The following is a 21,701-nucleotide window of genomic DNA, read 5'->3' as shown; positions in this document are numbered from 1 at the left end:
ATCCCGGAAACGGAGTACGGATTTGTAACTACCGCACTAACGTTGCGGTGGTTTCGTCTTACTTGTTGCTATTAGACGTGAAAGATGGCGCTATGACGGACTGTCACACCCGCCCGGCCCTCCGGGCCGAACGGACTTCGGCGTAATGAGGACGCGCAGACGGTCGATCCGGTTCGCCATCCTCGGCCTGCTCGTCGTCCCGCTGGCGTCTCTGGCGGCATTGTGGGGATTCGCCGCGCAGAACACCGCTCACGACGCCATCGAGAAGCGCAATCTCGACATCATCAACCGGCGGTACGGCGGCGCCATCCAGCCCTTGTCGATCGACCTCGCGCAAGAGCGACTCCAGGCGATCGTCTGGTTGAGCGGCGGCCGCAGGGCCTCGCGCGCCGCCTTGGACGCGCAACGCCAGCAGACGGACGCCTCCGTCGCTCGATTCGTGCGGACGACCGGCTCCGGATCGTTCCGCCGTACGCTGACCGCCCAGATGAAGCAGCGTCTCGCCGCACTCCTGGACAAGACCGGCGAGCTGCAGACCATCAGGTCCGCCATCGACTCCGGCGCGATGGACAGGCTGGCCGCGTTGAACGCGTACGACGCCGTGTACGACGCGCAGTTCGAGCTCTCGTATCTGGTCGTCGCCGTCAGCGATCCGACGATCTACCGGCAGGCGTACCAGGTGATCGAACTCTCGCGCGCCCAGGAGCTGGCCGCCCGGGAGCTCACGCTCGTCACCGGAGTGCTCCTGGCGGGCGGCCGGATGAGCAGGGCGGAGCACGGCGTCTTCGCCACCATGGTGATCGAGCAGCGCTACCTGGAGAAGGACGGGCTCTCCCAGTTCGACCCCGAGGTCGGTGCGCCGTTCCGGCGACTGCTGGACTCCGCGGCCTACACCGACTTCAAGGCGATGGAGGACCGGATCCTCGTGAGCCCCGGCGGCAGGAGACCGTTGAAGATGGACTCGGTCGCCTGGCACTCCACCGCCGACACGTTCATCGGCTGGATGAACACGGCCATCGACCAGGCCCGGCCGGTCGTCGCCCGCAGATCCAAGGACCTCGGCGACACCCTCATCAGGCGTCTCGCGCTCGTCGGAGGCGTCGGCCTGGCGGCCGTCCTCCTGTCGGCCTTCCTCATGCTCCGCTTCGGCCGGCGGATGACGCGGGAGCTCGTCGGCCTCCAGAAGGCCGTGAGCGACCTCGCGGACCGGCGTCTGCCCGACATCGTCGGCCGGCTACGGCGAGGGGACGACGTGAACGTCGCCGATGAGGCGCTTCCGCTGGACATCGGCCGGACCGCCGAGGTCGCCAACGTCGCCGAGGCCTTCTCGACGACCCAGCGCACCGCCATCGAGGCCGCCGTCGGCCAGGCCGCGCTCCGCAAGGCGGTCAACAAGGTGTTCCTCAACCTCGCACGGCGCAACCAGGCACTGCTGCACCGCCAGCTGGCGATGCTCGACGCGCTCGAGCGCAAAGCCGCGGACCCGGACTCGCTCGAGGACCTGTTCCGGCTCGACCACCTCACGACGCGCATGCGCCGGGCACGCCGAAGGCCTGATCATCCTCTCCGGCGGGGCCCCGGGCCGAGGCTGGCGCCACCCGGTGACCGTGCTGGACGTACTCCGCGGGGCCATCGGAGAGATCGAGGACTACACCCGCGTCGAGGTCGTCACGATGGCGGGCGAATCGATCGTCGGCGCGGCCGTCGCCGACGTCATCCACCTGGTGGCCGAGCTGGTGGAGAACGCCGTCTCCTTCTCCCCGCCCACCTCCCCCGTCGAGGTCGGCGCCGGGCTCGCGGGGAACGGATTCGTGATCGAGGTCGTCGACCGCGGGCTCGCCATGAACGCGGAGAAGCTCGCGGCGATCAACGAACGGCTCGCGAAACCTCCGGAGCCCGGAGTGGCCGACGGCGACCAGCTCGGCCTGTTCGTCGTCGGCATCCTGGCCGCGCGCCACGGCATCAAGGTCTCCCTGGCGCCCAACCCGTACGGCGGTCTCACGGCGATCGCGCTCCTGCCGCACGGCCTTGTCGTCGCCGAGCACGAGGCCCCGGCGCACGATATGGTCAACGATCATGGCGGGGACGGGGCGGCCGACGGCCTTGAACGGCATGGCGGCAAGAAAATCGCAAGTGCGGCGACGCTCCTGGGAGACTCCGTCGTACGGCCGCTGGAGGACCGGTACGACCCGTTGGAGCAGACCGGGCCACGGCGCGGCGGATCACGGCGCCGGCTGAAGAGAGTCGAGCCCCTCGCGGACACTCCCGCCGAGCCCCTTGGTACGGACGCTCCCGCCGAACTCCCTGCCGGAGACAGGCCCCTCGAGCTTCCGGCCGGGGACGTGCCCGTCGAGCCTGTCATCGAGGGGACACCGGTCGGGTTCCACGGGCCGGCCCGCTCGCCCGCGCCCGGACCGGTGTACCCGGAGACCGGCCGAGGCGGCACCGCTGATCGGGGCGGTGCGGTGAACGCGGACCACGCGGGCGTGCCGACCGCCGGAACGCACGCCGGGATGCCGCGCCGCATCCGGCAGGCCAGCCTGCCGCCCGAGCTCGGCGGCCCGGCCCCCACCGCGTCCCGCGGCGACCGAGCGGCCTCGGACACCGTCCGGCCGGGCACCGTCCGGCCGGCCTCGGACGACCGTCGGCCGGTCTCCAGCAGTCGGCCGGCGTCGGGCGGCGGGCCGGGTTCGGGCGGCGGCCGGTCCCCGGAACGGGCGCGCTCCATCATGTCGTCGATGCAGAACGGCTGGCGTCGCGGGCGGGCCGAAGATCCCGCGAAGGACACCTCGGACGGCGGTACCCCCGCGCCGGGCGACCACGAAGGTGAGTGATGGCACAGACGCACACGGCAGGCGACGTGCGCCGGCTGGTCGATGACCTGGTCCGCAGGGTCGGGGCGGTGAACCGCGCGGTGCTCTTGTCCCGGGACGGTCTCGTCGTCACGGGATCGTCCGGCATGGAGCGCGAGGACGCCGAGCATCTGGCCGCCCTGGTGGCCGGCGTCCAGGGGCTGGCCCGCGGCGCCTGCCGGCACTTCGAGGGCGGCGAGCTGATGCAGACCGTCATCGAGATGGACTCGGTGTTCCTGTTCGTGCTGCCCGTCGGTGAGGACGCCTGCCTCGCCGCGCTGGCCGACGCCGACGCCGACGCGGGCGTCGTCGCGTTCGAGATGACGGAGCTCGCCGAACGGCTCGGCGATGGGCTGCCGGTCGAGCCCCGCCTGCCCGGCCGGGGTTCCGGCGTGGGATGAGCCCCGTATGAGCTCGCCGGAACACCGATGGCTGGACCAGGACGCGGGACCGATCGTCCGCCCCTACACACTCACGCGTGGACGGACCCGGCCTCGCGGTGAGCCGATCGACCTCATCGCCGTCATCGAGGCGACCGATGCCCGGGAGTACGTGCGGCTGCGGCTGAGCCCCGAACATCGCCGCCTGCTCGTCCTCTGCCGGCAGCCGATCGCCCTGGCCGACCTGGCGTCGGAGATGGATCTCCCCGTCGACGTGGTCCGTGTCCTTCTCGACGATCTGCGCGACGAACGCCTGGTCAAAGTCCTTGAGCCCACTCCGACCGGCCGACGGCCGGACGAATTCGTACTGAGGAAACTGCTGCATGGACTACGCGCCTTCTGACACGGCCGGTTCCGGGAGGGCCGTGTCGCCCCAGACCTCGGACCCCGCACGGCCGATCACGGCGAAGATCCTCATCGCCGGCGGATTCGGGGTCGGCAAGACCACGCTCGTCGGCGCCATCAGCGAGATCCGTCCACTGCGCACCGAAGAGGTCCTCTCCGACCGCGGGATCGGCGTCGATGACACGGAGGGCGTGGACGCCAAGACCACGACCACCGTCGCCATGGACTTCGGCCGCATCACTCTCGCCGACAACCTGATCCTCTACCTGTTCGGCACGCCGGGGCAGCAGCGGTTCTGGTTCATGTGGGACGAACTCGCCCACGGAGCGGTCGGAGCCGTCGTCCTCGCCGACGTCCGCCGCCTCGCCGATTGCTTCCCCGCCATCGACTACTTCGAGAATCGGGGCACTCCGTTCATCGTGGCGGTCAACCAGTTCGACGGCGCGGAACGCAAGCACCCGGACGACGTCCGGATCGCCCTCGACCTCGACGAGCACGTGCCGCTGATCCTCTGCGACGTCCGGAGCCGCGAGTCCGCCAAGCACGCCCTCGTGACAATGGTCGAGCACGTCCTGAGCGAATACGCGTGAAGCCGTCGCGTGCGGGCGGGCTGGGGTGTGTCCGGTGGGTCTTGTTCGTAGCGCGCTCTGGGCGTCGGGCAGCCGGACACAGATCCGCCTGCCGCGCCCCGGGTCGTACGGGCGCGGGCGGCGGTTGTCGGCGACGCGTGGCAGAGTGAACGGGTGGAGACGGCACGCGAAGTACTCACGACACTCGCCCGGCGCTACGCCTTCGGAGACCTCGCCGCGTTGTGCGAGGCAGGGGCGGCGGGTCTGCGACCGGACGTCACCGCCGAGGTCCGGCTGCTGTGCTCGTTCGGGCAACGGCTGATCGACCTGGACGCGGAGGACTTCGGCGTGCCCGAACGCACCGGAGACCCGGTCGTCGACGCCCACAAGGTGCCCGACGATCTGCTGGGCCGGGCCCGGGCCAGCAGGATGCCGCAGTCCGCCAAGGAGCGCACCCGCGGGGCGCTGCGGACGCTCCGCCCCGCGTACGGGCTGCTGCTCGAGGTGATCGAGGCGCGGTGGCTGCGCCAGGAGATGGCGGGTCTGGTCGCCGCGGTGCACATCGCCGCCGAATACCTCCCGCTCCTGGCCTGGGAGCCGGTCCTGGGTCACGCCGGCGACCCGGCGCTGCTGCCCGCGGCGGTCGGCGGCGCCGGCAGCCGGTTCGGCGTGATGCCCGAGCCGGGCAAGCCCCGTGAGTGCGACCTGACGCGCCCCGAGCAGTCCGCCGCCGAACGCGCACTGCGCGTGGCCGGAGAGCCCGGTCCCGGCTGGCGCGCCTACCTCGACCGCCAGCACAGCACGCTGGCGTCCGCCCTCGGCCGCTGCGCCGCGTCGTGCCGCACTCCCTGCGACGTGGTCACGCGCCTGTCCCCCGACGTGCTGGACGCCCTGTCCGCCCGCTGCCGGCTCGCGCAGGAGTTCTCCGACGGCGCGCTCGTACGCCTGCGCCACGCCGCGCCCGTCGGGCACGGCTTCGGCGTGCCGAGCAAGGAGGAGGTCGAGGAGGCCTGGTCACGCACCCGCAGGTCGGTCGGCAACCAGCCGCTCGGCCGGGCCGTGGCCGAGCCCAGCACCGTCTACTGCCTGCCGGGCCTGCCCGAGGTGTTCTCCGCCGCGGCCGGGCGCCCGATCCTGCCCGACACGCTGCTGTACGACGTCGCCGAGCGCATCGTGGACATCCTGGAGCGATAGGCCCCCAGCCACTCGCGCGGTGACGGTCAGCCGAGCACCGGGCCGAGAGCCGTCAAAGGACTCCACCGCCCGCCCGCACGGGTGACGGTCAGCCGAGCACCGGGCCGAGAGCCGTCATCAGCCGCGGGTGGCGGGGAAGGTCGTCGAGGAGCACCGGGTGGCCGGCGGCGTCCGCGAGGGGGATCCGCCAGTTCGGGTACTCATCGACCGTGCCCGGCTGGTTCTGCGTGCGTCGCTCGCCGACCGCGTCCGCCAGCGACACGCCGACCAGCCTCGCCGGCGTCCGCGCGAGGAAGGCGTGCAGCGCCGCCGTCATGTCGGCCGTGTCCAGGCCGAGCGAGGTCAGCAGCCTTCTCCACTCCCGCAGCGACGGGTCCAGTTCGGCGTACTCCTCTTCCGCGGGCCGGGTGAGCAGGCCCAGGCGCTCGCGCAGTGCGATGTGGTCGCCGCCCAGGTAGCCCTCGATCGGCGGCATGTCGTGGGTGCCCACGGTCGCGAGGCACGGCTCCCGCCACTCCTCCGGCGGCAGCGGCGCGCCGCTCTCGTCGCGTTCGAACCACGCCATCGACGTGCCGAGCACCCCGCGCTCGGCGAAGACGTCACGCATGTAGTCCGCCACGGTGCCGAGGTCCTCGCCGATCACCACCGCTCCGGCCTCGTGCGCCTCGAACAGCAGCACGCCCAGCAGGTCGCCGTACGGGTAGGAGACGTACGTCCCGTCGGCCGGGGAGGCGCCTCGCGGCACCCACCAGAGCCGGAACACCTGCATCGCGTGGTCGAGGCGGAGCCCGCCGGCGTGCCGGAGCACATGGCGGAGCATGTCGCGGTACGGCGCGTAGCCCGCCGCCGCGAGCCGCTTCGGGTGCCAGGGCGGCTGACCCCAGTCCTGGCCGCGCTGGTTGAACTCGTCCGGCGGCGCGCCCACGCTCATCCCCGCCGCGAACAGGTCCTGGTACGCCCACGCGTCCGCCCCACCGGGGTCGACCCCGACGGCCAGGTCGTGAACGATTCCCAGCCCCATGCCCGCCTCGCGAGCCGCGTCCTGCGCCGCGCCGAGCTGCTCGTCCAGCCACCACTGCAGCCGGCGGTGGAACTCCACACGGTCGGCGCGCCGCTCGCGCTCGACGGCGACCGCCGCCGAGCGAGGGTCACGCAGGTCGGCCGGCCAGGACGGCCAGTAGGCCCCGTGCTCCTCCGCCAGGGCGCACCAGGTCGCGAACACGGTCAGCGCCTCGCCCTGGCGCTCCCGGAACGCGGCGTACGCCGCCGCGCGCTCCGGGCCGAGCGGCACCTCGGCGAGGAGCTCCAGCGCCGCCCGCTTGGCCGTCCACGCCGCATCGCGGTCGATCTCGCCGGTCGTACGGGACCGGGCCCTCTCCGGCGCGGCCAGTTCCTCGATCCGGCGTCGCGTCTCGGGGACGGCCGCGGCGTACTCGGGCACCTCCTCGGGCCGGAGATACAGGGGGTTGGTGAAGCGGCGACTCATCGGCAGGTACGGCGACGGCCGGATCGGCGGGGCCGGCTCTCCCGCGTGCAGCGGGTTGACCAAGACGAACCCCGCCCCGAGCGCGCCGCCGCTCCACGTCGCCAGCTCCCGCAGGTCGGCGAGGTCGCCGATCCCCCACGAGCGGCTCGACCGTACGGAGTACAGCTGGGCCATCAGACCCCAGGAGCGCTCGCCGGGGTCCGGGGCCCGCGACGGCGCGACGAGCAGCGGCGCGACCTCCTCCCGGCCGCCGCGCCGGGCCCGTACCCGATGCCACCCGAGCGGCGTCTCCGGCGGCAGCCGGTACGCCGCGCGGAACCCGGCCACCTCCGCCGACGTCGCAGGCGGCCGCCCTGCCGGAGCATCACCCGCCAACGCGGCGAGCGGCCGTTCCAGGCCCGCCGAAGCATCACCCTCCGAGACGGCGAACGGCCGTCCCAGGCCCGCCAGAGCGTCACCCGCCGACGCGGCGGGCGGCTGCCCCCGATCCGCCGGAGCGTCAGCCACCGACTCGGCGGACGGCTGCCCCCAACCCGCCGGAGCGACGGATGACGCCCCTTCGGCCCCGGATGCCATTTCCCGGCCGCCCGCCGGCCCCGCCACCGATTCCGCCGCCGAGGCGTCACCCGGCGACGCGGCGAATGGCCGCCCCAGGCCTGCCGAAGCATCACCCGCCGGAGCGGCTGGCGGCGGACCTTCAGTTCCAGACGCCGTCTCCCGACCGTCCGCCGACGCCTCCGCCTCGCTCGCGAGCGGACCGTCCGCCCCTCCCGCCTCCGCACCTCCCGGAGACGCCGAGGCCGACGACGCGGGTCCGGCCGGGTCCAGGGGCAGCTCGCCGCCGGTCGCGAGCTCGATCCATACCTCGGCGTCGTCCGCCGCGAGCAGGTCCTCGCCCGCGAAGACGACGGCGGTCGGCGGGAGGAGCCGGGCGCGGCGTTCGGCCTCGATCCGCTCCAGCTCGCGGCGTACGGCCTCCGGCGAGGAGACGTCCGCGCCCAGGGCGGTGAGGACGGCACTGATCGTCGTGACGGGGACGTCGGCCGGCCGCGCCAGTCCGTATAGGAGGTCTCGACGCCGTACGCGGCGGCCAGCGCGTTCAGATTCTCGATGTCCTCGCCCACGACGTCCCCTGTCCTCGGTCCCGTGTCCGGTTCCTGCCACGTCGCTATGCCCGGGGGGATCAGTCCCAAATCGGCGGACGGCGGTCCGCCCACGGGCGGGCCTCCTCCAGCTGCGCCGACAGCGCGATCAGCGTCGCCTCGTCGCCGCCCCGGCCGACCAGCATGACGCCGATCGGCAGGCCGCCGTCGGTCCAGTGCAGCGGGACGTTCACCGCGGGCTGGCCGGTGACGTTGTAGACCGAGGTGAACGGGGTGAAGCGCTTCTGCCGCTCGAAGTTCTCCGCGGGGTCGACCTCCTCGAAGTATCCGATGGGGACGGGCGGCTGCGCGAGGGTCGGGTGCAGGATCACGTCGTAGCCTTCGAGGACGGGCAGCCGTCCCCGTACGGCCGCCTGCAGCGTCGCCTGGGCGCGCAGCAGTTCGTACGCGCTGATCGCCTGGCCGCGTTCGCGCAGCCATCGGGTGAGCGGGCGCAGCCGGTCCTCGCGGTCGGGCGGGACCGGGGTGAGGGTGGCCATCGCCGCCCAGAGGGTCTCGAAGTGCGGCATCAGCTCGCCGTTCCACGGCGGGTCGATGTCCTCGACCTCGTGGCCGAGATCCGCCAGCAGCGTGCCGGCGTCCTCGTAGGCGGCGAGGCAGTCGGGGTGGACCTCGGCGCCCGGCACCGGGGGCACCGCGCTGCGGCCGACGCGCAGCCGTCCCGGCGCCCGGTCGGCGGCTTCGAGGAAGGTCCCCTCGGGCGGCGCCGCGCGGTACATGTCGCCTGGAGCGTTCCCGGCCATGACGTCGAGGAGGAGGGCGGCGTCCCGTACGGTCCGGGCGATGGGCCCGCTGGTCGCGAGGCCGACGAGGTCGGGGACGAAGGGTCCCTGGCTGATGCGGCCGCGCGTCGGCTTGATCCCGAACAGGCCGCAGACGCTGGCCGGGATCCGGATGGACCCGCCCCCGTCGCTGCCGTGCGCGGCCGGGGCGAGCCCGGCGGCGACCGCGGCGGCGGCGCCCCCGCTGGAGCCTCCCGCGGAGCGTTCGACGTCCCAGGGTGTGCGCGCGGGCGGTGCGACGGCGTTCTCGGTATAACAGGGCAGTCCGAATTCCGGCGTATTGGTCTTCCCCAGAAGAATCGTGCCCGCCTCACGCAGAAAAGCGACGACGTTGTCGTCGCCGAATGCCGTGAAGTCGTCATAGGCCGCCGAGCCGAGCGTCGCCCGTACGCCCTTGACCATGTTGAGGTCCTTGACCGGGAGGGGAACGCCGAGCAGCGGCGCACCGTCGCCCGCCATCACCGCCCGTTCCGCGGCCTTGGCCTGGTCACGTGCCAGATCGGCGGTGACGGTGACGTAGGCGCCGACCTGGTCCCCCAGGCGGTCGATGCGCTCGAGGTAATGCTCGACGACGTCGACGGGTGAGAGTTCGCGGCTCCGGATCGCGGCCGCCTGGTCCCGCATGCTGAGATGGTGAATATGCGTCACAAGTGAAAACGGTACGCCCACCGAAAGTTGCAGCGGCGCAGCGGGGGATGGAATTTATCTACCCTGGTAGGATGCCACCGAACCGCTCAAGGGCGGGGACAAAAGTATCAACCGGACACGACTATGCACTCCGCTCGGGCTCTGGTTACGCTTCGCACGGGAAGATCATGTGCTGCCGTCAATCGAGCACGGAGTGTCAACAATGGCCAGTGTGGAGCGAGGCGAGTCCACTCAGACGTCCACACGCGAGCACCCTGACGAAGAACGCCCGTTCGAGCTGCCCGGCGAAGACGGCTCGGCCGGACGTCCTGACCAGGAGCGCCCGCCCAGGCGGCGTAAGGAGCAGGCGATCGGCGCCCGGATCAGCGATCCGCAGATCCAACGCTGGATGATCCGGATCGGCGCGGCCGCCGTCCTCGGCCTGCTGTTCGCGATCGTCTTCGAGATCCGGATCGGTCTCGCCGTAGCGGTGCTCACCGTGATCGTCGATGTCGTCCGACGATCGAGACAGCATTCCAGCGTGGAGGCCTGGCGCAAACCGTCGGTCGCCGAGCGCAGGACCGAGCGGCAGCTGCGCGGCATGGAGAAGGCCGGTTATCGCACCCTCCACGCCCGGGCCGTTCCCCGTGACGAGGACGGCGTGAGCGACGGGCAGATCGATCACCTGGTGATCGGGCCCACCGGCGTGTACGCCGTCGACTCGGAGAAGTGGGACAAGCGGCTCCCCGTGCGCGCGCTGTCGCACCGCAAGCTGTTCCTCGGGCCGTTCAACAAGAAGGAGCGGCTGGACGAGGCCCGCTGGGAGTCCGACCAGGCCAGCAAGCTGATCAGTGCGGAGCTCGGGTACGAGGTGCCCGTGCAGCCGTCACTGGCCATCTACGGCCCGGCGATCTCCTGGAAGGTGCTGATGGTGCGCAACGTCGACGTCTACTCGGGCGGGCGGGCGCGCAACTACCTGCGGCGCCGGCCCAAGATCCTCACCGCGGTCGACGTCGAGCGCATCTTCAACGCCGCCGAGCGCGTGCTGCCCCCGAAGTACCCCGGCTCCTGACCGGCCGGGGCCTCCCCTCGCGTGCCCGGATCCTGGGGTCGACGTCTCGTAACATGAGACCGGCGTCTCATGCGCGCCGCCGACCCCATACGATCGAAGTCTGAGCACGAATCGATGGGAGAGGCAGATGCCCCCGCTGAGGTCACGAACGGTCACGCACGGCAGGAACATGGCGGGAGCCAGGGCCCTTCTTCGGGCCACCGGCGTAGCGCGTGAGGACTTCGGCAAGCCCATCATCGCGGTCGCCAACAGCTTCACCGAGTTCGTCCCCGGCCACGTCCACCTGCGCGAGGTCGGCCAGGTCGTCGCCGCCGCGGTCAAGGAGGCGGGCGGCATCCCGCGCGAGTTCAACACGATCGCCGTCGACGACGGCATCGCCATGGGCCACGGCGGCATGCTCTACTCCCTGCCGTCGCGGGAGCTGATCGCCGACTCGGTCGAGTACATGGTCAACGCGCACTGCGCCGACGCCCTGATCTGCGTCTCGAACTGCGACAAGATCACGCCGGGCATGCTCATCGCGGCCATGCGGCTCAACATCCCGACCGTGTTCGTCTCCGGTGGGCCGATGGAGGCGGGCAAGCCGGTGGACGGCACGACCAAGCTCGACCTGATCGACCCGATGATCGCCGCCGCGGACGAGTCCGTCTCCGACGAGACCCTCGCCCAGATGGAGGAGAACGCCTGCCCGACCTGCGGGTCCTGCTCGGGCATGTTCACCGCCAACTCGATGAACTGCCTCACCGAGGCGATCGGCCTGTCCCTCCCCGGCAACGGCACGATCCTCGCCACCCACGCCGACCGCAAGACGCTGTTCGAGGACGCCGGCCGCCGCGTCGTCGAGATCGCGAACCGCTACTACCGCGACGACGACGAGTCGGTGCTGCCGCTGAACATCGCGACCCGCGACGCGTTCGAGAACGCCATGGCGCTCGACGTGGCGATGGGCGGATCGACCAACACGATCCTGCACCTGCTCGCCGCGGCCCGCGAGGCCGGCGTCGACTTCGGCCTGAAGGAGATCGACGAGCTGTCGCGCCGGGTGCCCTGCGTCTGCAAGGTCGCCCCGGCCACCGCCAAGTACCACATCGAGGACGTTCACCGGGCCGGCGGCATCCCCGCCATCCTCGGCGAGCTCGACCGGGCCGGGCTGCTCAACCGCACGGTCCACACGATCCACGGCGCGTCGCTGGGCGAGTTCCTCGAGGCGTACGACGTCCGCTCCCCCGGCGTCCGGCCGGAGGCGGTGCAGATGTTCCACGCCGCGCCGGGCGGGGTCCGAACGACCAGGCCGTACAGCCAGGACAACCGCTGGGAGGAGCTCGACCTCGACCGCGAGCAGGGCTGCATCCGCGACGCCGAGCACGCCTACACCAAGGACGGCGGCCTCGCCGTGCTGTACGGCAACCTGGCCGTCGACGGCGCCGTCGTCAAGACCGCCGGCGTCGAGGAGGAGCTGTGGACCTTCGAAGGCCCCGCGGTCGTCTTCGAGAGCCAGGAGGACGCGGTCGAGGGCATCCTCGGCAAGAAGGTCAAGCCCGGTGACGTCGTCGTCATCCGCTACGAGGGCCCCAAGGGCGGCCCCGGCATGCAGGAGATGCTCTACCCCACGTCGTTCCTCAAGGGCCGTGGGCTCGGCAAGGCCTGCGCGCTGATCACCGACGGGCGCTTCTCCGGCGGCACCAGCGGCCTGTCCATCGGCCACGCCTCCCCGGAGGCGGCCGCGGGCGGTGACATCGCCCTCGTCGAGGACGGCGACCGCATCGTCATCGACATCCCGCGCCGGGAGCTGCGCCTCGACGTGCCCGCCGACGAGCTCAAGACCCGCCGCGAGCGCCTCCTGAAGGAGCTGGGCTCCCACCGGCCCCGCGACCGGCACCGCCCGGTGAGCGCCGCCCTGCAGGCCTACGCCGCGATGGCCACCTCCGCCTCCACCGGCGCGGCCCGCGACATCTCCCAGCTCGGCGGCTGACGCGTACGGATCCGGCGGGCGCCACCCGCCCGCCGGATCACTCGATCCCGGTCGGCACGTCCACGACGACGCAGGCGACGTCGTCCGTGCGCCCGGCGTCATCGGCCCGATCCATGAGCTCCGCCACGGTCGTCGCGGGATCTCGCACATCGCCGAGGACACGTTGGAGCGCCGGCGCGTCGACCGTCTCGAGACCCGAGGTGCACAGCAGGATCCGGTCCCCGGCATGGACGTCGTACGGCGACACGTCAGGGGAATGGCCGGCACGCCCGTCGAGCCATCTCACGAGAAGGCGCCGGTCCCGGCTCTCGGCCGCCTGCCGCGGGGGCATCTCGCCCGCCTCGACGCGTAGCGCCGCGAGGGTGTGATCCTTCGTGATCCGCACGAGTACGTGATCGCGCAACAGATACCCACGCGAGCGGCCGACGTGCGCGATGGTGAAGCGGCCACCCGACCAGACGGCGACGGTCAACGAGGCGGCGCCCGCCGACGAGTGTTCGTCGCAGAGGACCCGCAGCGCCCGGCTCGCCGCCGTGAACGCGCCGGTGAGCGCCTCCCCCGGCTCGCCAAGCGGCTCCGGTCCGTCGAGGGGCCGCAGGGCGTCGACGACCGTCGCGGCCACGCGTCCTCCCCTCAGGCCGAGGGAACACGAGCCCTCGACGACGGCGAAGAGACGCCATCCCGCGTACGCCGCGTTCTCGTCCTCATCGCAGTCGGTCCGCGGCCGTGTGAGGGCGGCCGACCGAAAGGAGACCGGAGGCGGTGGCGGTTCGGGCATCTCAGGCGCGGGTGCCGGCGACGAACTGCATCAGGCCGTACGCGCGCTGGCGCAGGGCCGTGAAGCCGCGGGCCCGCAGGGCTTGGCAGAGGTCGTCGGCGCCGAACATCCGGATGCCCGTCAGCCGCCCGAGCACGGCGCTGCCCGGACCGACGAGCGGGATCTCCGGCCTCCGGGTCGTGAGGAACACGACCCGGCCGCCCGGCTTGAGCACGCGGGCGATGCCGTCGATCGCGGACCAGGGGTCCGCGAAGAGGTAAAGCCCGCCGAAGCAGCACACCGCGTCGAACGCGCCGTCGAGGAACGGCAGGTCCGTCGCGTCGCCGCGGACATAGGCGACGTCGGCGGCGCCGTTCTCGCCCCGGCCGGTCGGCCGGACCGTCTCGGTCACCGCCCGGTCGAGCATGGTCGAGGAGGCGTCGATGCCGACGACGAGCCCGTGCCCCGTCATCCCGGCGGCCAGTGCGCGGGTGACGTTGCCCGGGCCGCAGGCCACGTCGAGCACGGTGCCGTCCGGGACGGCGGCGAGGTCCAGCCAGTCGCGGGCGAGGGCGTACTCCTCGTCCAGGCTCGGCCCGAGCGGCCCCTTCGACAGCCCGAACAGCACCGGCCGCCACACGTCCTCGTAGATCTTCGGGAGGAATCCGGAGCGCATGAGCCGCTGCGCGAGCGTGTCGTGCGGCCGCGGCTCCTCGCCGAGGAGATCGAGGTAGCCGCGCGACGCATCCGGCTCGGTGGGCGGCGTGTCGAGCAGGGGCAGCACGCGTTCGAGAGCGGTCAAGTGACCTCCTTCCTCCGAGCGCGCTGTGCTTCTGGTTCCCTCGGTCAAGTGGCCTCCTTCGTCGGAGGAGCGGCCGGGCGCGCTGTGTTCTCGATTCGCTCGCTACGCTCGCTCATGCGCGCCGCAGTTCCTCGTCCACTGTCAGGCCGGTGTGGGCGGCCATGAACGACAGGGTGTCGACGCTCAGCTCGATCGAGCGGCTGACCGCGCGGGCGCCGTGCCCGACCTCGGCCTCGTTGCGCAGGAGGATGGGGCCGCCATCGTCGGTGGTCGCGTGCTGCAGCGCCGCGCACATCTTGCGGGCGTGCAACGGGTCGACACGGGTGTCGCTCTCGAAGATCGTGAAGAGGGTCGCCGGGTAGGCGACGCCCTCACGCACGTGGTGGTACGGGGAGTAGGCGTACAGCCAGCCGAACTGCTCCGGGTCCTCAGCCGAGCCGTACTCGACGTTCCACGTCTGGCCGAGGCCGAACCTCTCGTACCGCACCATGTCCAGCAGCGGCGCCGAGCACACCGCCGCGGCGTACAGGTCGGGCCGCTGGGTGATCGCCGCGCCGACGAGCAGGCCGCCGTTGGATCCGCCGGAGATCGCGAGTTGGTCCGCGGTGGTCCATCCGTCGGCGATGAGCTTCTCGGCCGCGGCGTGGAAGTCGTCGAAGACGTTCTGCTTCTTGCCCAGCATGCCGGCGCGGTGCCATTCCTCGCCCTCCTCCGAGCCGCCGCGCAGGTTGGCGACGACGTAGACGCCGCCGGCCTCCACCCAGGCGAGGGTCCCGGCCGAGTACGCGGGCGTGAGCGGGACGTTGAAACCGCCGTAGCCGTAGAGGATCGTCGGCCGGGGCGTGCCGTCGCCGGGCACCGCGTCGGCCCGGGCGACGACGAGCATGCGCACCTCGGTGCCGTCCTTCGACGCGTAGGTCACCTGGCGCGCCTCGACGTCGGGCACGTCGACCGTGCCGGGCGCGGACGCCCACAGCTTCGTCTCGCCGGTCCTGGCGTCGAAGTGGTGGATGGACGTCGGGGTCGTGTGGTCGACGTAGGAGAACCACGCCTCGTGACCGCCGTCGGGACGATCGGTGATCCCGCCGATCGTGCCGAGGCCCGGAACGGGGACCTCGCCGATCCGCTCGCCGGTCACCAGGTCGTGGATGGTGATCTCACTGATCGCGTGGCGGGTCCACCCGGCGAGGAGGATGGGCCGGTCGAGGTCGTCGAGGATCGCGAAGTCCGACAGGACCGCCTCGGAGTCCTCGGGGATCAGGTCGCGCCAGGTGCCGGGCGACAGATCGGACGGGTCTGCCACGCACAGCCGGGCGCGGGGGGCGTCCCGGTCGGTGAAGACGTACGCGCGCCCGTCACGCCCGACGTGTACGCCGGTCTCGGCGTCGACGCCCTCCTGGACGACCCGCAGCTCCGGGGTCTCGAGCGGGGAGGTGCTCAGGTCGGCGATCCACAGGTCGTTGCGCGGCGCGGTGCCCTGCGAGGAGGAGAGAGTGAGCCAGCGGCCGTCGCGGCTGACGCCGACGCCGTAGTAGTTGGTCTTCTCCCGGCCGTCACCGAAGATCATCACGTCGTCGGTCTCGGGGTCGGTCCCCACCCGGTGCAGGTAGACGCGGCGGTGGTACTGCTCCTCCCCGGCGGGAACCTGGTCGGCGGCGAGCCGGCGGACGTAGTAGTACGCGTCGCCGCCCGGCAGCCAGGCGATCGGCGTGTAGCGGCAGCGGTCGATCGGCCCCTCGATCGTCTCGCCGGTGGCGACGTCCATCACGTACAGCTTGGACTCCTCGTCGCCGCCGTGGGACAGCTGGTACGCCAGCAGGCGCCCCTCCTTGTCCGGCTGCCAGGAGTCGAGCGTCGTCGTGTGGGTCGAGTCGAGCGCCATCGGGTCGATCAGTGCCCGCTCGCTCGTCTCGCCGGGGTCGACGGTGTAGAGGACGGCGTGCTCCTGCTCGGCGGTGCGCCGCATGAAGAAACGGCGTTCGCCCCGCCAGACCGGAGCGCCGACGCTCCCGGCGCCGAGCAGCTCGCGCACCCGCGCCCGGAGGCGGTCCCGGCCGGGCAGGTCGTCGACCTCGCGGTGGAACAGCTCGTCCTGGGCCGTCAGCCATTTCTTGGTGTCGTCGGCGTTCGGATCCTCAAGCCATCGGTAAGGATCGGCGACCCGATGACCGTGGATCTCCTCGACGATGTCCTGACGATGCGCGGACGGGTACTGCGGTCGGCTCATGACCGCACTTTAACGAGGTCGCCGTACCGGCCCGCGCCGGGCGTGGCGGTTTCCCCCCGGTCGTCGCACCGAGAAAGATGTGGGGCGCGTCTTTCCACGTCACTCGGGGGGAACAATGGAAGACACGATCGACCCGCACAGAACGGCCGCACGCACGAGCCGGTACGGCCGCCGTACGGCTCTGGTCGCCGCACCGGCGCTGGCCGCGGTCGCTCTGGTGGCCGGCGCGTCGGCCGGCTCGTCCGCGCAGGCGCTCGCACCAAAGCCGCACCCGGCCGCGTCACCACAGGAGTCGCAGCGCGCCGAGCGGCCGGCGCATCGAACACAGCACTCCGCGGAGCCGTCGCACGCCGCCCAGCAACAGCCGGCTCAGCGGGCCCATGAGGCCCAGGTGCGACCCGCCCAACAGCAGCAGGCCCAACAGGCACGAGCGGCACAGCAGCACCCGGCACAGCAGGCCCAGCAGGCCCAGCAGGCCCGAGCGGCCCAACAGCACCTGGCTCAGCAGGCCGCCCAACAGCGCCAGGCGCAGCAGGCCGCCCAACAGCGCCAGGCTCAGCAGGCTCACGAGGCCCAGCAGGCGCGAGCGGCCCAACAGCACGCGGCCCAGCTGCCAGGTCACGGGACTCGTGAGGCCCAGCAGCACGGGACCCCTGGTTCGCATGAGGGGCACGAGCCGCGAGCGACCGAAGCGCCCCGTGCGGCGTCGCACGAGGGCGCGCAGCACTCTCGCGAGGCGCAGGGAGGGCACCGGGCGCAGGCGGCGGGCCCGCGGCTGGTCTATGACCGGCCGGAGGAGGCCCAGGGCGGTTCCGGGGTCATCTGGCGCTGGACCGTGGTGAACGAGGGATCCCGGCCGGCCGATGACGTCGTCGCGACGCAGAAGATCACGTCCGGTCACAAGATCCTGGGGCAGTCGAAGCCCTGCGCCACGGAGCACGAGACCATCGTCTGCCGGTACGAGACGATGGGCGCGGGCGACAAACGTACGGGCTGGGTCAAGACCTCGGGGAGCCTCAAGGGCGGCCCGCTTCGTCTCGACGCCAGGATGACGTGGCGCGAGCGGCCGGGTGAGGAGGCCGCGTCACACGCCGGGGCCGAGACGGAAGGGCGTCACCCGGGGCACTGAGCCGTCCGGCCGCCTTCACGGGCCCGCTTCCAGCGAATACCACGGATATGGGGTAGCGGGATCAGCATCTCAGCAGCCACACTGAATTCCAACTCGGGTATCACCCGTGAGGAGGTCCTCGTGTCGGGTGCGCTGGTGAGAAAGATCGTTATGCCTCATGCCGAGGCACGCTGGAGCGTGGCCTGTGAGGCGGCCGGCGCTTGCCGCACGGAGGCCGTCTGATGAGACAGGTCCTACTGCTCAACGCGACGTACGAACCCCTGACAACCCTTCCGCTGCGGCGTGCGGTCTGCCTGGTCCTCCGGGAGAAGGCCGAGATCGTGCATCATGACATATCCGGCGCCCAGCTGCATTCGGCCTCGGTCGTCGTCGAGATGCCGTCGGTGATCCGACTTCTGCGCTACGTCCGCATCCCTTACCGACAACGGGTGCCGCTCACCCGGGCGGCCCTCATGCGGCGCGACAACTTCCGGTGTGCCTACTGCGGTCTCCGCGCGGAGACGATCGACCACGTCATCCCGCGCAGCCGCGGCGGAATGCACATCTGGGAGAACTGCGTCGCCTCCTGCATGCCTTGCAACCACCGCAAGGCCGACAAGCTACTAGAAGAGATCGGGTGGAAGTCGCGCGTCGTCCCGGCCGTTCCGCGCGGGGCGCACTGGCGGCTCATCGGCCTGGTCAACGACGGCGACCCTCAGTGGGCGCCGTACGTCACGGAACCCGCCGCCTGAACCCGCCTGATCGCGATCGGGTTGCGGCGTTCGGGCGGTGACGTCGTACGCTATGGCCGTGCCACGCTACGACTTCCGCTGCCGCGCCTGTGGCGCAACGTTCGAAGTGTCCCGCCCGATGGCCGAGGCGTCCGCGCCGGCCGCATGCCCCGACGGCCATGAGGACACGGTGAAGCTGCTGTCCACGGTCGCCGTCACCGGCGGCGGCACCGCGACCCCGCCCAGCGGCGGCGGGGGCTGCTGCGGAGGCGGCTGCTGCGGCTGAGCCCCGCCGACGGGCAGGTCACATCGCCACCTGAGCCCCGCTGACGGACGGATCACAGCGCCACCTGCGCTGAGCCCCGCCGACGGGCAGCTCACAGCGCCACTTGCGGCTGAGCGCCGTTGACGCACGCCCACCGCCCTTACTCCCGAGCGGTCGCCAGCGTCACCGGCGGCACCCGGGTCGCCGACAGCGTGCTCCACGCACTGGCCACACCGGTCACGATGAACGCGCCGGGCACCAGCAGGCCCAGTAGTTCCCACGGCACCGCGACCAGGGGCGTGCCGACGGCCCGGACGGCCGCCGCGCCGATCCCCGCCAGTGCCCCGGCCGCGACCAGGAGGCCGAGGAATAGCCCGATCGCGGTGACCGCCGCCGCCTCGATCAGCGCCATCCGTACGACCTGCGGCCGGCTCATCCCGGTGAGGCGGACGACCGCGAACTCGACCTTGCGTTCGGCACCGGCGATGACCACCGCGTTGACGACGGCGACGGCCGCGTACAGGCCGCCGAGGCCGACGAGCACCGCGAAGATCGCCTCGTTGCCCTTCTGCTGCTCGTCGGCCTCGGCGTCGGCCCACTTCGCCACAGTGCGGACCGTTCCGATCCGCGCCGCGCGGATCCGCTCGGCGACGGCCGACGGCGCGGTGCCGGGGGCCACCTGGACCACCGTCCGGGTCGGCGCCTTGGCGATGACGTCCTCCGGGATCAGTTCGCGCGGCAGGATGAAGCCGTCCGCGCCGTTCTCGAGCACGGGGGCCATGACGGCGACGATCCGCAGCCGTACCCGCCGCTCGCCGATCCGGGCGACCGCCACGCCCCCGCGCCGCAGGCCCTCCTCGCTCAGGCCCGGCCCCACCGCGATCGTCCGCCCCCGCAGGGCCGCCAGCGAGCCGGAGCGGGGCGGCCGCCGGTACGTCCGCTGGTACGCCGCCGGATCCACCGCGACGATCCCCGAGTAGTAGGTCCGCCGGTACGCGCCGTGCCCGACCGTCACGGCGATCGGGACGGTGGCCTGCGGTGACGCGACGGCGACCCCGGGAACGGACGCGACGCGGGGCGCCTCCGCGCCGGTGGAGTCGACGACCAGATCGCCGGCGACGATGCGCTTCTGTTCCTCGCCCGCCATCCTGCCCAGCGACGCGAGGGTGCCCATGAGGCCGACCACGAGCGACACCAGCACGATCAGCGGCGCGGCGGTCGACGCGCTGCGTCGTACGCTGTCGCGCAGGTTGGCCTGGGCGATCTCACCGAAGGTGCTGCGGCGCACGGCGAGGCCGAGGAGGCCGCCCACGAGCGGCACGACCAGGGGGCTGAGCAGGCTCAGGGCCACGGCGCCGACGACCGAGACGGTCATCGCGATCAGCATCGCGCCCAGAACGTCGACGCGGCCGGTCTGCGCGGCGGCGACCAGCCAGATCACGAACGCCAGCGAGGACAGACCGAACACCCAGCGGGCCACGGTCATGACGCGGGCCGCGCGCCCGGTGTCCCGCAGCGCCTCCAGCGGCCGTACCAGAGCGGCCCGGCGCGCGGCCGTCAGCACGCCGAGCAGCGCCACGGTGAGCCCGACGCAGGCGGACGCCAGCATGATCCCGCCGTTCAGGTCGGGGGAGACCCCGCCGGGCAGGAATCCGAACGCCACCAGCAGCCAGGACTGCGCCCACGTGCCCGGCACCCCCAGCAGCACCCCGGCCGTCGCACCGGCCGTGCCGAGCAGCGCGGCCTCCGCGACCAGCAGCATGACGATCTGCGGACGGCTCGCGCCGGCCAGCCGCAGCAGGGCGAGTTCGCGGCGGCGCTGAGCGACGGTGAAGGCGAACGTCGAGCCGACGATGAACAGCGCGAGGAACCCCGCGAGCATGACCGTCATGCCGAGCAGCGTCGCGGCCCCCGCGTAGGCGTCCTGGATCCGCTCCCGGGCCTGGCCGGACAGCCCCGCCGGGATCCGGGCCTCGGACACCGCCGCCATCACCGACAGTGAGGACTGCATCAACGCGACGCCCAGGGCGACGGCCAGGATGGCGCCGGTGAACAGGCGCCGGTGCTCCCGGAAGTTACTGAAGGCGATCCCCGGCATGCTCAGCCCTCCAGCCGCGCGAGCCGGTCGGCGACCTCCCGGGCCGACGGGCGCAACGCCCGGTCGACGATCCTGCCGTCCGACAGGAACACCACCGCGTCGGCCCGCGCCGCCGCGGCGGGATCGTGGGTGACCATGACGATCGTCTGTCCGGCCGAGTCGACCATGGTCCGCAGCAGCTCGAGCACCGTACGGGCCGACGCCGAGTCCAGCGCGCCGGTCGGCTCGTCGGCGAACAGCACCGCGGGCCGTGTCACCATCGCCCGCGCGATCGCCACCCGCTGCTGCTGCCCGCCCGAGAGCTCCCGGGGCCGGTGGCGCAGCCGGTCCCCCAGGCCGACGGCCTCCAGCACCTCGCGTACGGCCTGGCGGGAGACCGTGCGCCGCGCGAGCTTCAGCGGGAGCGCGACGTTCTGCTCCGCGGTGAGCGAGCCGACCAGGTTGAAGGTCTGGAAGACGAACCCGACGGTGTGCCGCCGCAGGGCGGTGAGGGCGCTGTCGGGCGCGGAGGTGATGTCCTGCCCCCTCAGCAGGACCCGCCCGCCGCTCGCCTTCTCCAGCCCGGCCGCGCAGTGCAGCAGGGTCGACTTCCCCGACCCCGACGGCCCCATCACGGCCGTCCACGACCCGGCGGGAAAGCCGATGTTCACTCCGTCGAGCGCCCGGACCTTCGCGTCCCCGCGCCCGTACTCCCTGCTGACCTCGCGCAACTCCACCGCGGGCGCGGCCGGCCGCGCCGGTCCGATCGCCTGTCCCTCCGTCATGAGGAGATCTCATCGTTCGGAGGAGCCGGGAACATCAGCCCAGGACACCAACCCGAGGTATGCCTGGCCCTACCCCCGCCGGGTCAGCCGTGGGCGATCACGCAGAAGCGGTTGCCCCTCCGTGTCCGCGAGTACGACGAAGTCCGCGTCCTCCGGATAGTCCTGCCAGTCCACGTGCGACACGCCGAGGCCGACCAGCCGGTCGACCTCGCCGGCCTGGTCGGCGGTGTACAGGTCGAGGTGCACCCGCGGCCGGTCCTGTGCCGGCGTCTCGGACAGCCCGAGCGAAATTCGCGGTCCGTCGTCGGACGCCGGCGTGAGCACCCCCCACGTCTCCGTCGGCTCCTCGCGCGGCACGTAATCCAGCGCCCGGCCCCAGAACTCCATGGCCCGCCGTACGTCCGACACGCCCATCACGATCGATCCCAATCGCACCATCACCCGATT

21 protein-coding genes and 1 pseudogene are annotated in these 21,701 nt (G+C 72.2%); 11 read left to right on the top strand and 11 right to left on the bottom strand.

Translation table 11 applies throughout. The features are described 5' to 3' along the window. Window positions 1–145: 145 nt before the first annotated feature. A pseudogene (locus ACYVF7_RS14475) lies at window positions 146–964 on the top strand (nitrate- and nitrite sensing domain-containing protein); the annotation flags it as partial. Here the strand turns inward: ACYVF7_RS14475 and ACYVF7_RS14470 are convergent. Both ACYVF7_RS14470 and ACYVF7_RS14465 read right to left on the bottom strand, forming a co-directional pair. Then, on the bottom strand, window positions 889–1,053 hold the full coding sequence (locus tag ACYVF7_RS14470; RefSeq protein ID WP_460358624.1) for a hypothetical protein: 165 nt from the start codon (window positions 1,051–1,053) through the stop codon (window positions 889–891). The pseudogene ACYVF7_RS14475 and the gene ACYVF7_RS14470 sit on opposite strands and share 76 nt — an antisense overlap. Before the next feature lie 181 nt (window positions 1,054–1,234). Next, window positions 1,235–1,519 carry a hypothetical protein gene (locus ACYVF7_RS14465; RefSeq protein ID WP_460358623.1) on the bottom strand — a complete coding sequence of 95 codons (285 nt, stop codon included), beginning with the start codon at window positions 1,517–1,519 and terminating at the stop codon, window positions 1,235–1,237. An 82-nt stretch (window positions 1,520–1,601) separates the two neighbouring features. Between ACYVF7_RS14465 and ACYVF7_RS14460 the strand changes: the two genes are divergently transcribed. From ACYVF7_RS14460 to ACYVF7_RS14440, 5 genes are all read left to right on the top strand, one after another. Next, a complete protein-coding gene (locus ACYVF7_RS14460; protein WP_460339753.1) occupies window positions 1,602–2,834 on the top strand; it encodes a sensor histidine kinase in 1,233 nt (410 codons plus the stop codon). Beyond that, window positions 2,834–3,253, top strand: coding sequence for a roadblock/LC7 domain-containing protein (locus tag ACYVF7_RS14455; RefSeq protein ID WP_460339751.1), 420 nt, complete (start codon window positions 2,834–2,836; stop codon window positions 3,251–3,253). Before ACYVF7_RS14460 ends, ACYVF7_RS14455 begins: the two co-directional genes overlap by 1 nt. 7 nt (window positions 3,254–3,260) lie before the next feature. Beyond that, entirely contained in the window at window positions 3,261–3,635 is a 375-nt protein-coding gene (locus ACYVF7_RS14450) for a DUF742 domain-containing protein (RefSeq protein ID WP_460339749.1), read from the top strand. Continuing rightward, a complete protein-coding gene (locus ACYVF7_RS14445) occupies window positions 3,616–4,227 on the top strand; it encodes a GTP-binding protein (RefSeq protein WP_460339747.1) in 612 nt (203 codons plus the stop codon). Before ACYVF7_RS14450 ends, ACYVF7_RS14445 begins: the two co-directional genes overlap by 20 nt. Window positions 4,228–4,380: 153 nt before the next feature. After that, a complete protein-coding gene (locus ACYVF7_RS14440; RefSeq protein ID WP_460339745.1) occupies window positions 4,381–5,400 on the top strand; it encodes a hypothetical protein in 1,020 nt (339 codons plus the stop codon). A gap of 88 nt (window positions 5,401–5,488) precedes the next feature. On the opposite strand, the gene malQ is transcribed toward ACYVF7_RS14440, so the two are convergent. Together malQ and ACYVF7_RS14430 are read right to left on the bottom strand one after the other, a co-directional pair. After that, on the bottom strand, window positions 5,489–8,050 hold the full coding sequence (malQ, locus tag ACYVF7_RS14435; RefSeq protein ID WP_460339743.1) for a 4-alpha-glucanotransferase: 2,562 nt from the start codon (window positions 8,048–8,050) through the stop codon (window positions 5,489–5,491). Between the two features lie 19 nt (window positions 8,051–8,069). Then, the gene (locus ACYVF7_RS14430; protein ID WP_460339742.1) at window positions 8,070–9,479 is read right to left on the bottom strand and encodes an amidase; all 1,410 of its coding nucleotides are present in this window, start codon (window positions 9,477–9,479) and stop codon (window positions 8,070–8,072) included. Window positions 9,480–9,681: 202 nt separating this feature from the next. On the opposite strand from ACYVF7_RS14430, the gene ACYVF7_RS14425 reads away from it, so the two are divergent. Together ACYVF7_RS14425 and ilvD are read left to right on the top strand one after the other, a co-directional pair. Beyond that, window positions 9,682–10,530 (top strand): nuclease-related domain-containing protein, encoded by an 849-nt coding sequence (locus ACYVF7_RS14425; RefSeq protein WP_433174577.1) that lies wholly within the window; start codon window positions 9,682–9,684, stop codon window positions 10,528–10,530. A gap of 127 nt (window positions 10,531–10,657) precedes the next feature. Then, window positions 10,658–12,502 (top strand): dihydroxy-acid dehydratase, encoded by a 1,845-nt coding sequence (gene ilvD, locus ACYVF7_RS14420; protein ID WP_460339739.1) that lies wholly within the window; start codon window positions 10,658–10,660, stop codon window positions 12,500–12,502. A gap of 37 nt (window positions 12,503–12,539) precedes the next feature. Here the strand turns inward: ilvD and ACYVF7_RS14415 are convergent, their stop codons facing one another. The 4 genes from ACYVF7_RS14415 to ACYVF7_RS14400 form a co-directional block, all read right to left on the bottom strand. Beyond that, complete coding sequence (locus tag ACYVF7_RS14415; RefSeq protein ID WP_460339738.1) at window positions 12,540–13,124, bottom strand: PP2C family protein-serine/threonine phosphatase; 585 nt, start codon at window positions 13,122–13,124, stop codon at window positions 12,540–12,542. 157 nt (window positions 13,125–13,281) lie between these two features. Further along, window positions 13,282–14,061 (bottom strand): class I SAM-dependent methyltransferase, encoded by a 780-nt coding sequence (locus tag ACYVF7_RS14410; protein WP_460339736.1) that lies wholly within the window; start codon window positions 14,059–14,061, stop codon window positions 13,282–13,284. A 112-nt stretch (window positions 14,062–14,173) separates the two neighbouring features. Continuing rightward, window positions 14,174–16,288 carry a prolyl oligopeptidase family serine peptidase gene (locus ACYVF7_RS14405; RefSeq protein WP_460339735.1) on the bottom strand — a complete coding sequence of 705 codons (2,115 nt, stop codon included), beginning with the start codon at window positions 16,286–16,288 and terminating at the stop codon, window positions 14,174–14,176. Between the two features lie 280 nt (window positions 16,289–16,568). Further along, a complete protein-coding gene (locus ACYVF7_RS14400) occupies window positions 16,569–16,952 on the bottom strand; it encodes a hypothetical protein (protein WP_460339733.1) in 384 nt (127 codons plus the stop codon). Between the two features lie 174 nt (window positions 16,953–17,126). On the opposite strand from ACYVF7_RS14400, the gene ACYVF7_RS14395 reads away from it, so the two are divergent. The 3 genes from ACYVF7_RS14395 (at window position 17,127) to ACYVF7_RS14385 (ending at window position 18,413) form a co-directional block, all read left to right on the top strand. After that, a complete protein-coding gene (locus ACYVF7_RS14395; RefSeq protein WP_460339731.1) occupies window positions 17,127–17,417 on the top strand; it encodes a hypothetical protein in 291 nt (96 codons plus the stop codon). 221 nt (window positions 17,418–17,638) lie between these two features. Then, on the top strand, window positions 17,639–18,148 hold the full coding sequence (locus ACYVF7_RS14390; RefSeq protein ID WP_460339729.1) for an HNH endonuclease: 510 nt from the start codon (window positions 17,639–17,641) through the stop codon (window positions 18,146–18,148). A 58-nt stretch (window positions 18,149–18,206) separates the two neighbouring features. Then, complete coding sequence (locus tag ACYVF7_RS14385; protein ID WP_460339727.1) at window positions 18,207–18,413, top strand: FmdB family zinc ribbon protein; 207 nt, start codon at window positions 18,207–18,209, stop codon at window positions 18,411–18,413. A 139-nt stretch (window positions 18,414–18,552) separates the two neighbouring features. On the opposite strand, the gene ACYVF7_RS14380 is transcribed toward ACYVF7_RS14385, so the two are convergent. From ACYVF7_RS14380 to ACYVF7_RS14370, 3 genes are all read right to left on the bottom strand, one after another. Continuing rightward, window positions 18,553–20,490, bottom strand: a complete 1,938-nt coding sequence (locus ACYVF7_RS14380) for an FtsX-like permease family protein (protein WP_460339725.1) — start codon at window positions 20,488–20,490, stop codon at window positions 18,553–18,555. A 2-nt stretch (window positions 20,491–20,492) separates the two neighbouring features. Further along, on the bottom strand, window positions 20,493–21,254 hold the full coding sequence (locus ACYVF7_RS14375; RefSeq protein WP_460339723.1) for an ABC transporter ATP-binding protein: 762 nt from the start codon (window positions 21,252–21,254) through the stop codon (window positions 20,493–20,495). A 69-nt stretch (window positions 21,255–21,323) separates the two neighbouring features. After that, window positions 21,324–21,692, bottom strand: a complete 369-nt coding sequence (locus ACYVF7_RS14370) for a VOC family protein (RefSeq protein ID WP_460339721.1) — start codon at window positions 21,690–21,692, stop codon at window positions 21,324–21,326. Between the last annotated feature and the right edge of the window lie 9 nt (window positions 21,693–21,701).

It is taken from the genome of Actinoallomurus acanthiterrae (assembly GCF_054775715.1).
Note: the sequence above shows the minus strand (reverse complement) of the source record. Positions and strands in the feature narration are given on the sequence as shown.

Coding starts and splice junctions, on each gene's coding strand:
- ACYVF7_RS14455 (WP_460339751.1), top strand. CDS start 2,834: ATGGCACAGACGCACACGGCAGGCGACGTGCGCCGGCTGGTCGATGAC.
- ACYVF7_RS14450 (WP_460339749.1), top strand. CDS start 3,261: ATGAGCTCGCCGGAACACCGATGGCTGGACCAGGACGCGGGACCGATC.
- ACYVF7_RS14445 (WP_460339747.1), top strand. CDS start 3,616: ATGGACTACGCGCCTTCTGACACGGCCGGTTCCGGGAGGGCCGTGTCG.
- ACYVF7_RS14425 (WP_433174577.1), top strand. CDS start 9,682: ATGGCCAGTGTGGAGCGAGGCGAGTCCACTCAGACGTCCACACGCGAG.
- ilvD (WP_460339739.1), top strand. CDS start 10,658: ATGCCCCCGCTGAGGTCACGAACGGTCACGCACGGCAGGAACATGGCG.
- ACYVF7_RS14405 (WP_460339735.1), bottom strand. CDS start 16,288: ATGAGCCGACCGCAGTACCCGTCCGCGCATCGTCAGGACATCGTCGAG.
- ACYVF7_RS14400 (WP_460339733.1), bottom strand. CDS start 16,952: ATGCGAACCAGGGGTCCCGTGCTGCTGGGCCTCACGAGTCCCGTGACC.
- ACYVF7_RS14390 (WP_460339729.1), top strand. CDS start 17,639: ATGAGACAGGTCCTACTGCTCAACGCGACGTACGAACCCCTGACAACC.
- ACYVF7_RS14380 (WP_460339725.1), bottom strand. CDS start 20,490: ATGCCGGGGATCGCCTTCAGTAACTTCCGGGAGCACCGGCGCCTGTTC.
- ACYVF7_RS14375 (WP_460339723.1), bottom strand. CDS start 21,254: ATGACGGAGGGACAGGCGATCGGACCGGCGCGGCCGGCCGCGCCCGCG.
- ACYVF7_RS14370 (WP_460339721.1), bottom strand. CDS start 21,692: ATGGTGCGATTGGGATCGATCGTGATGGGCGTGTCGGACGTACGGCGG.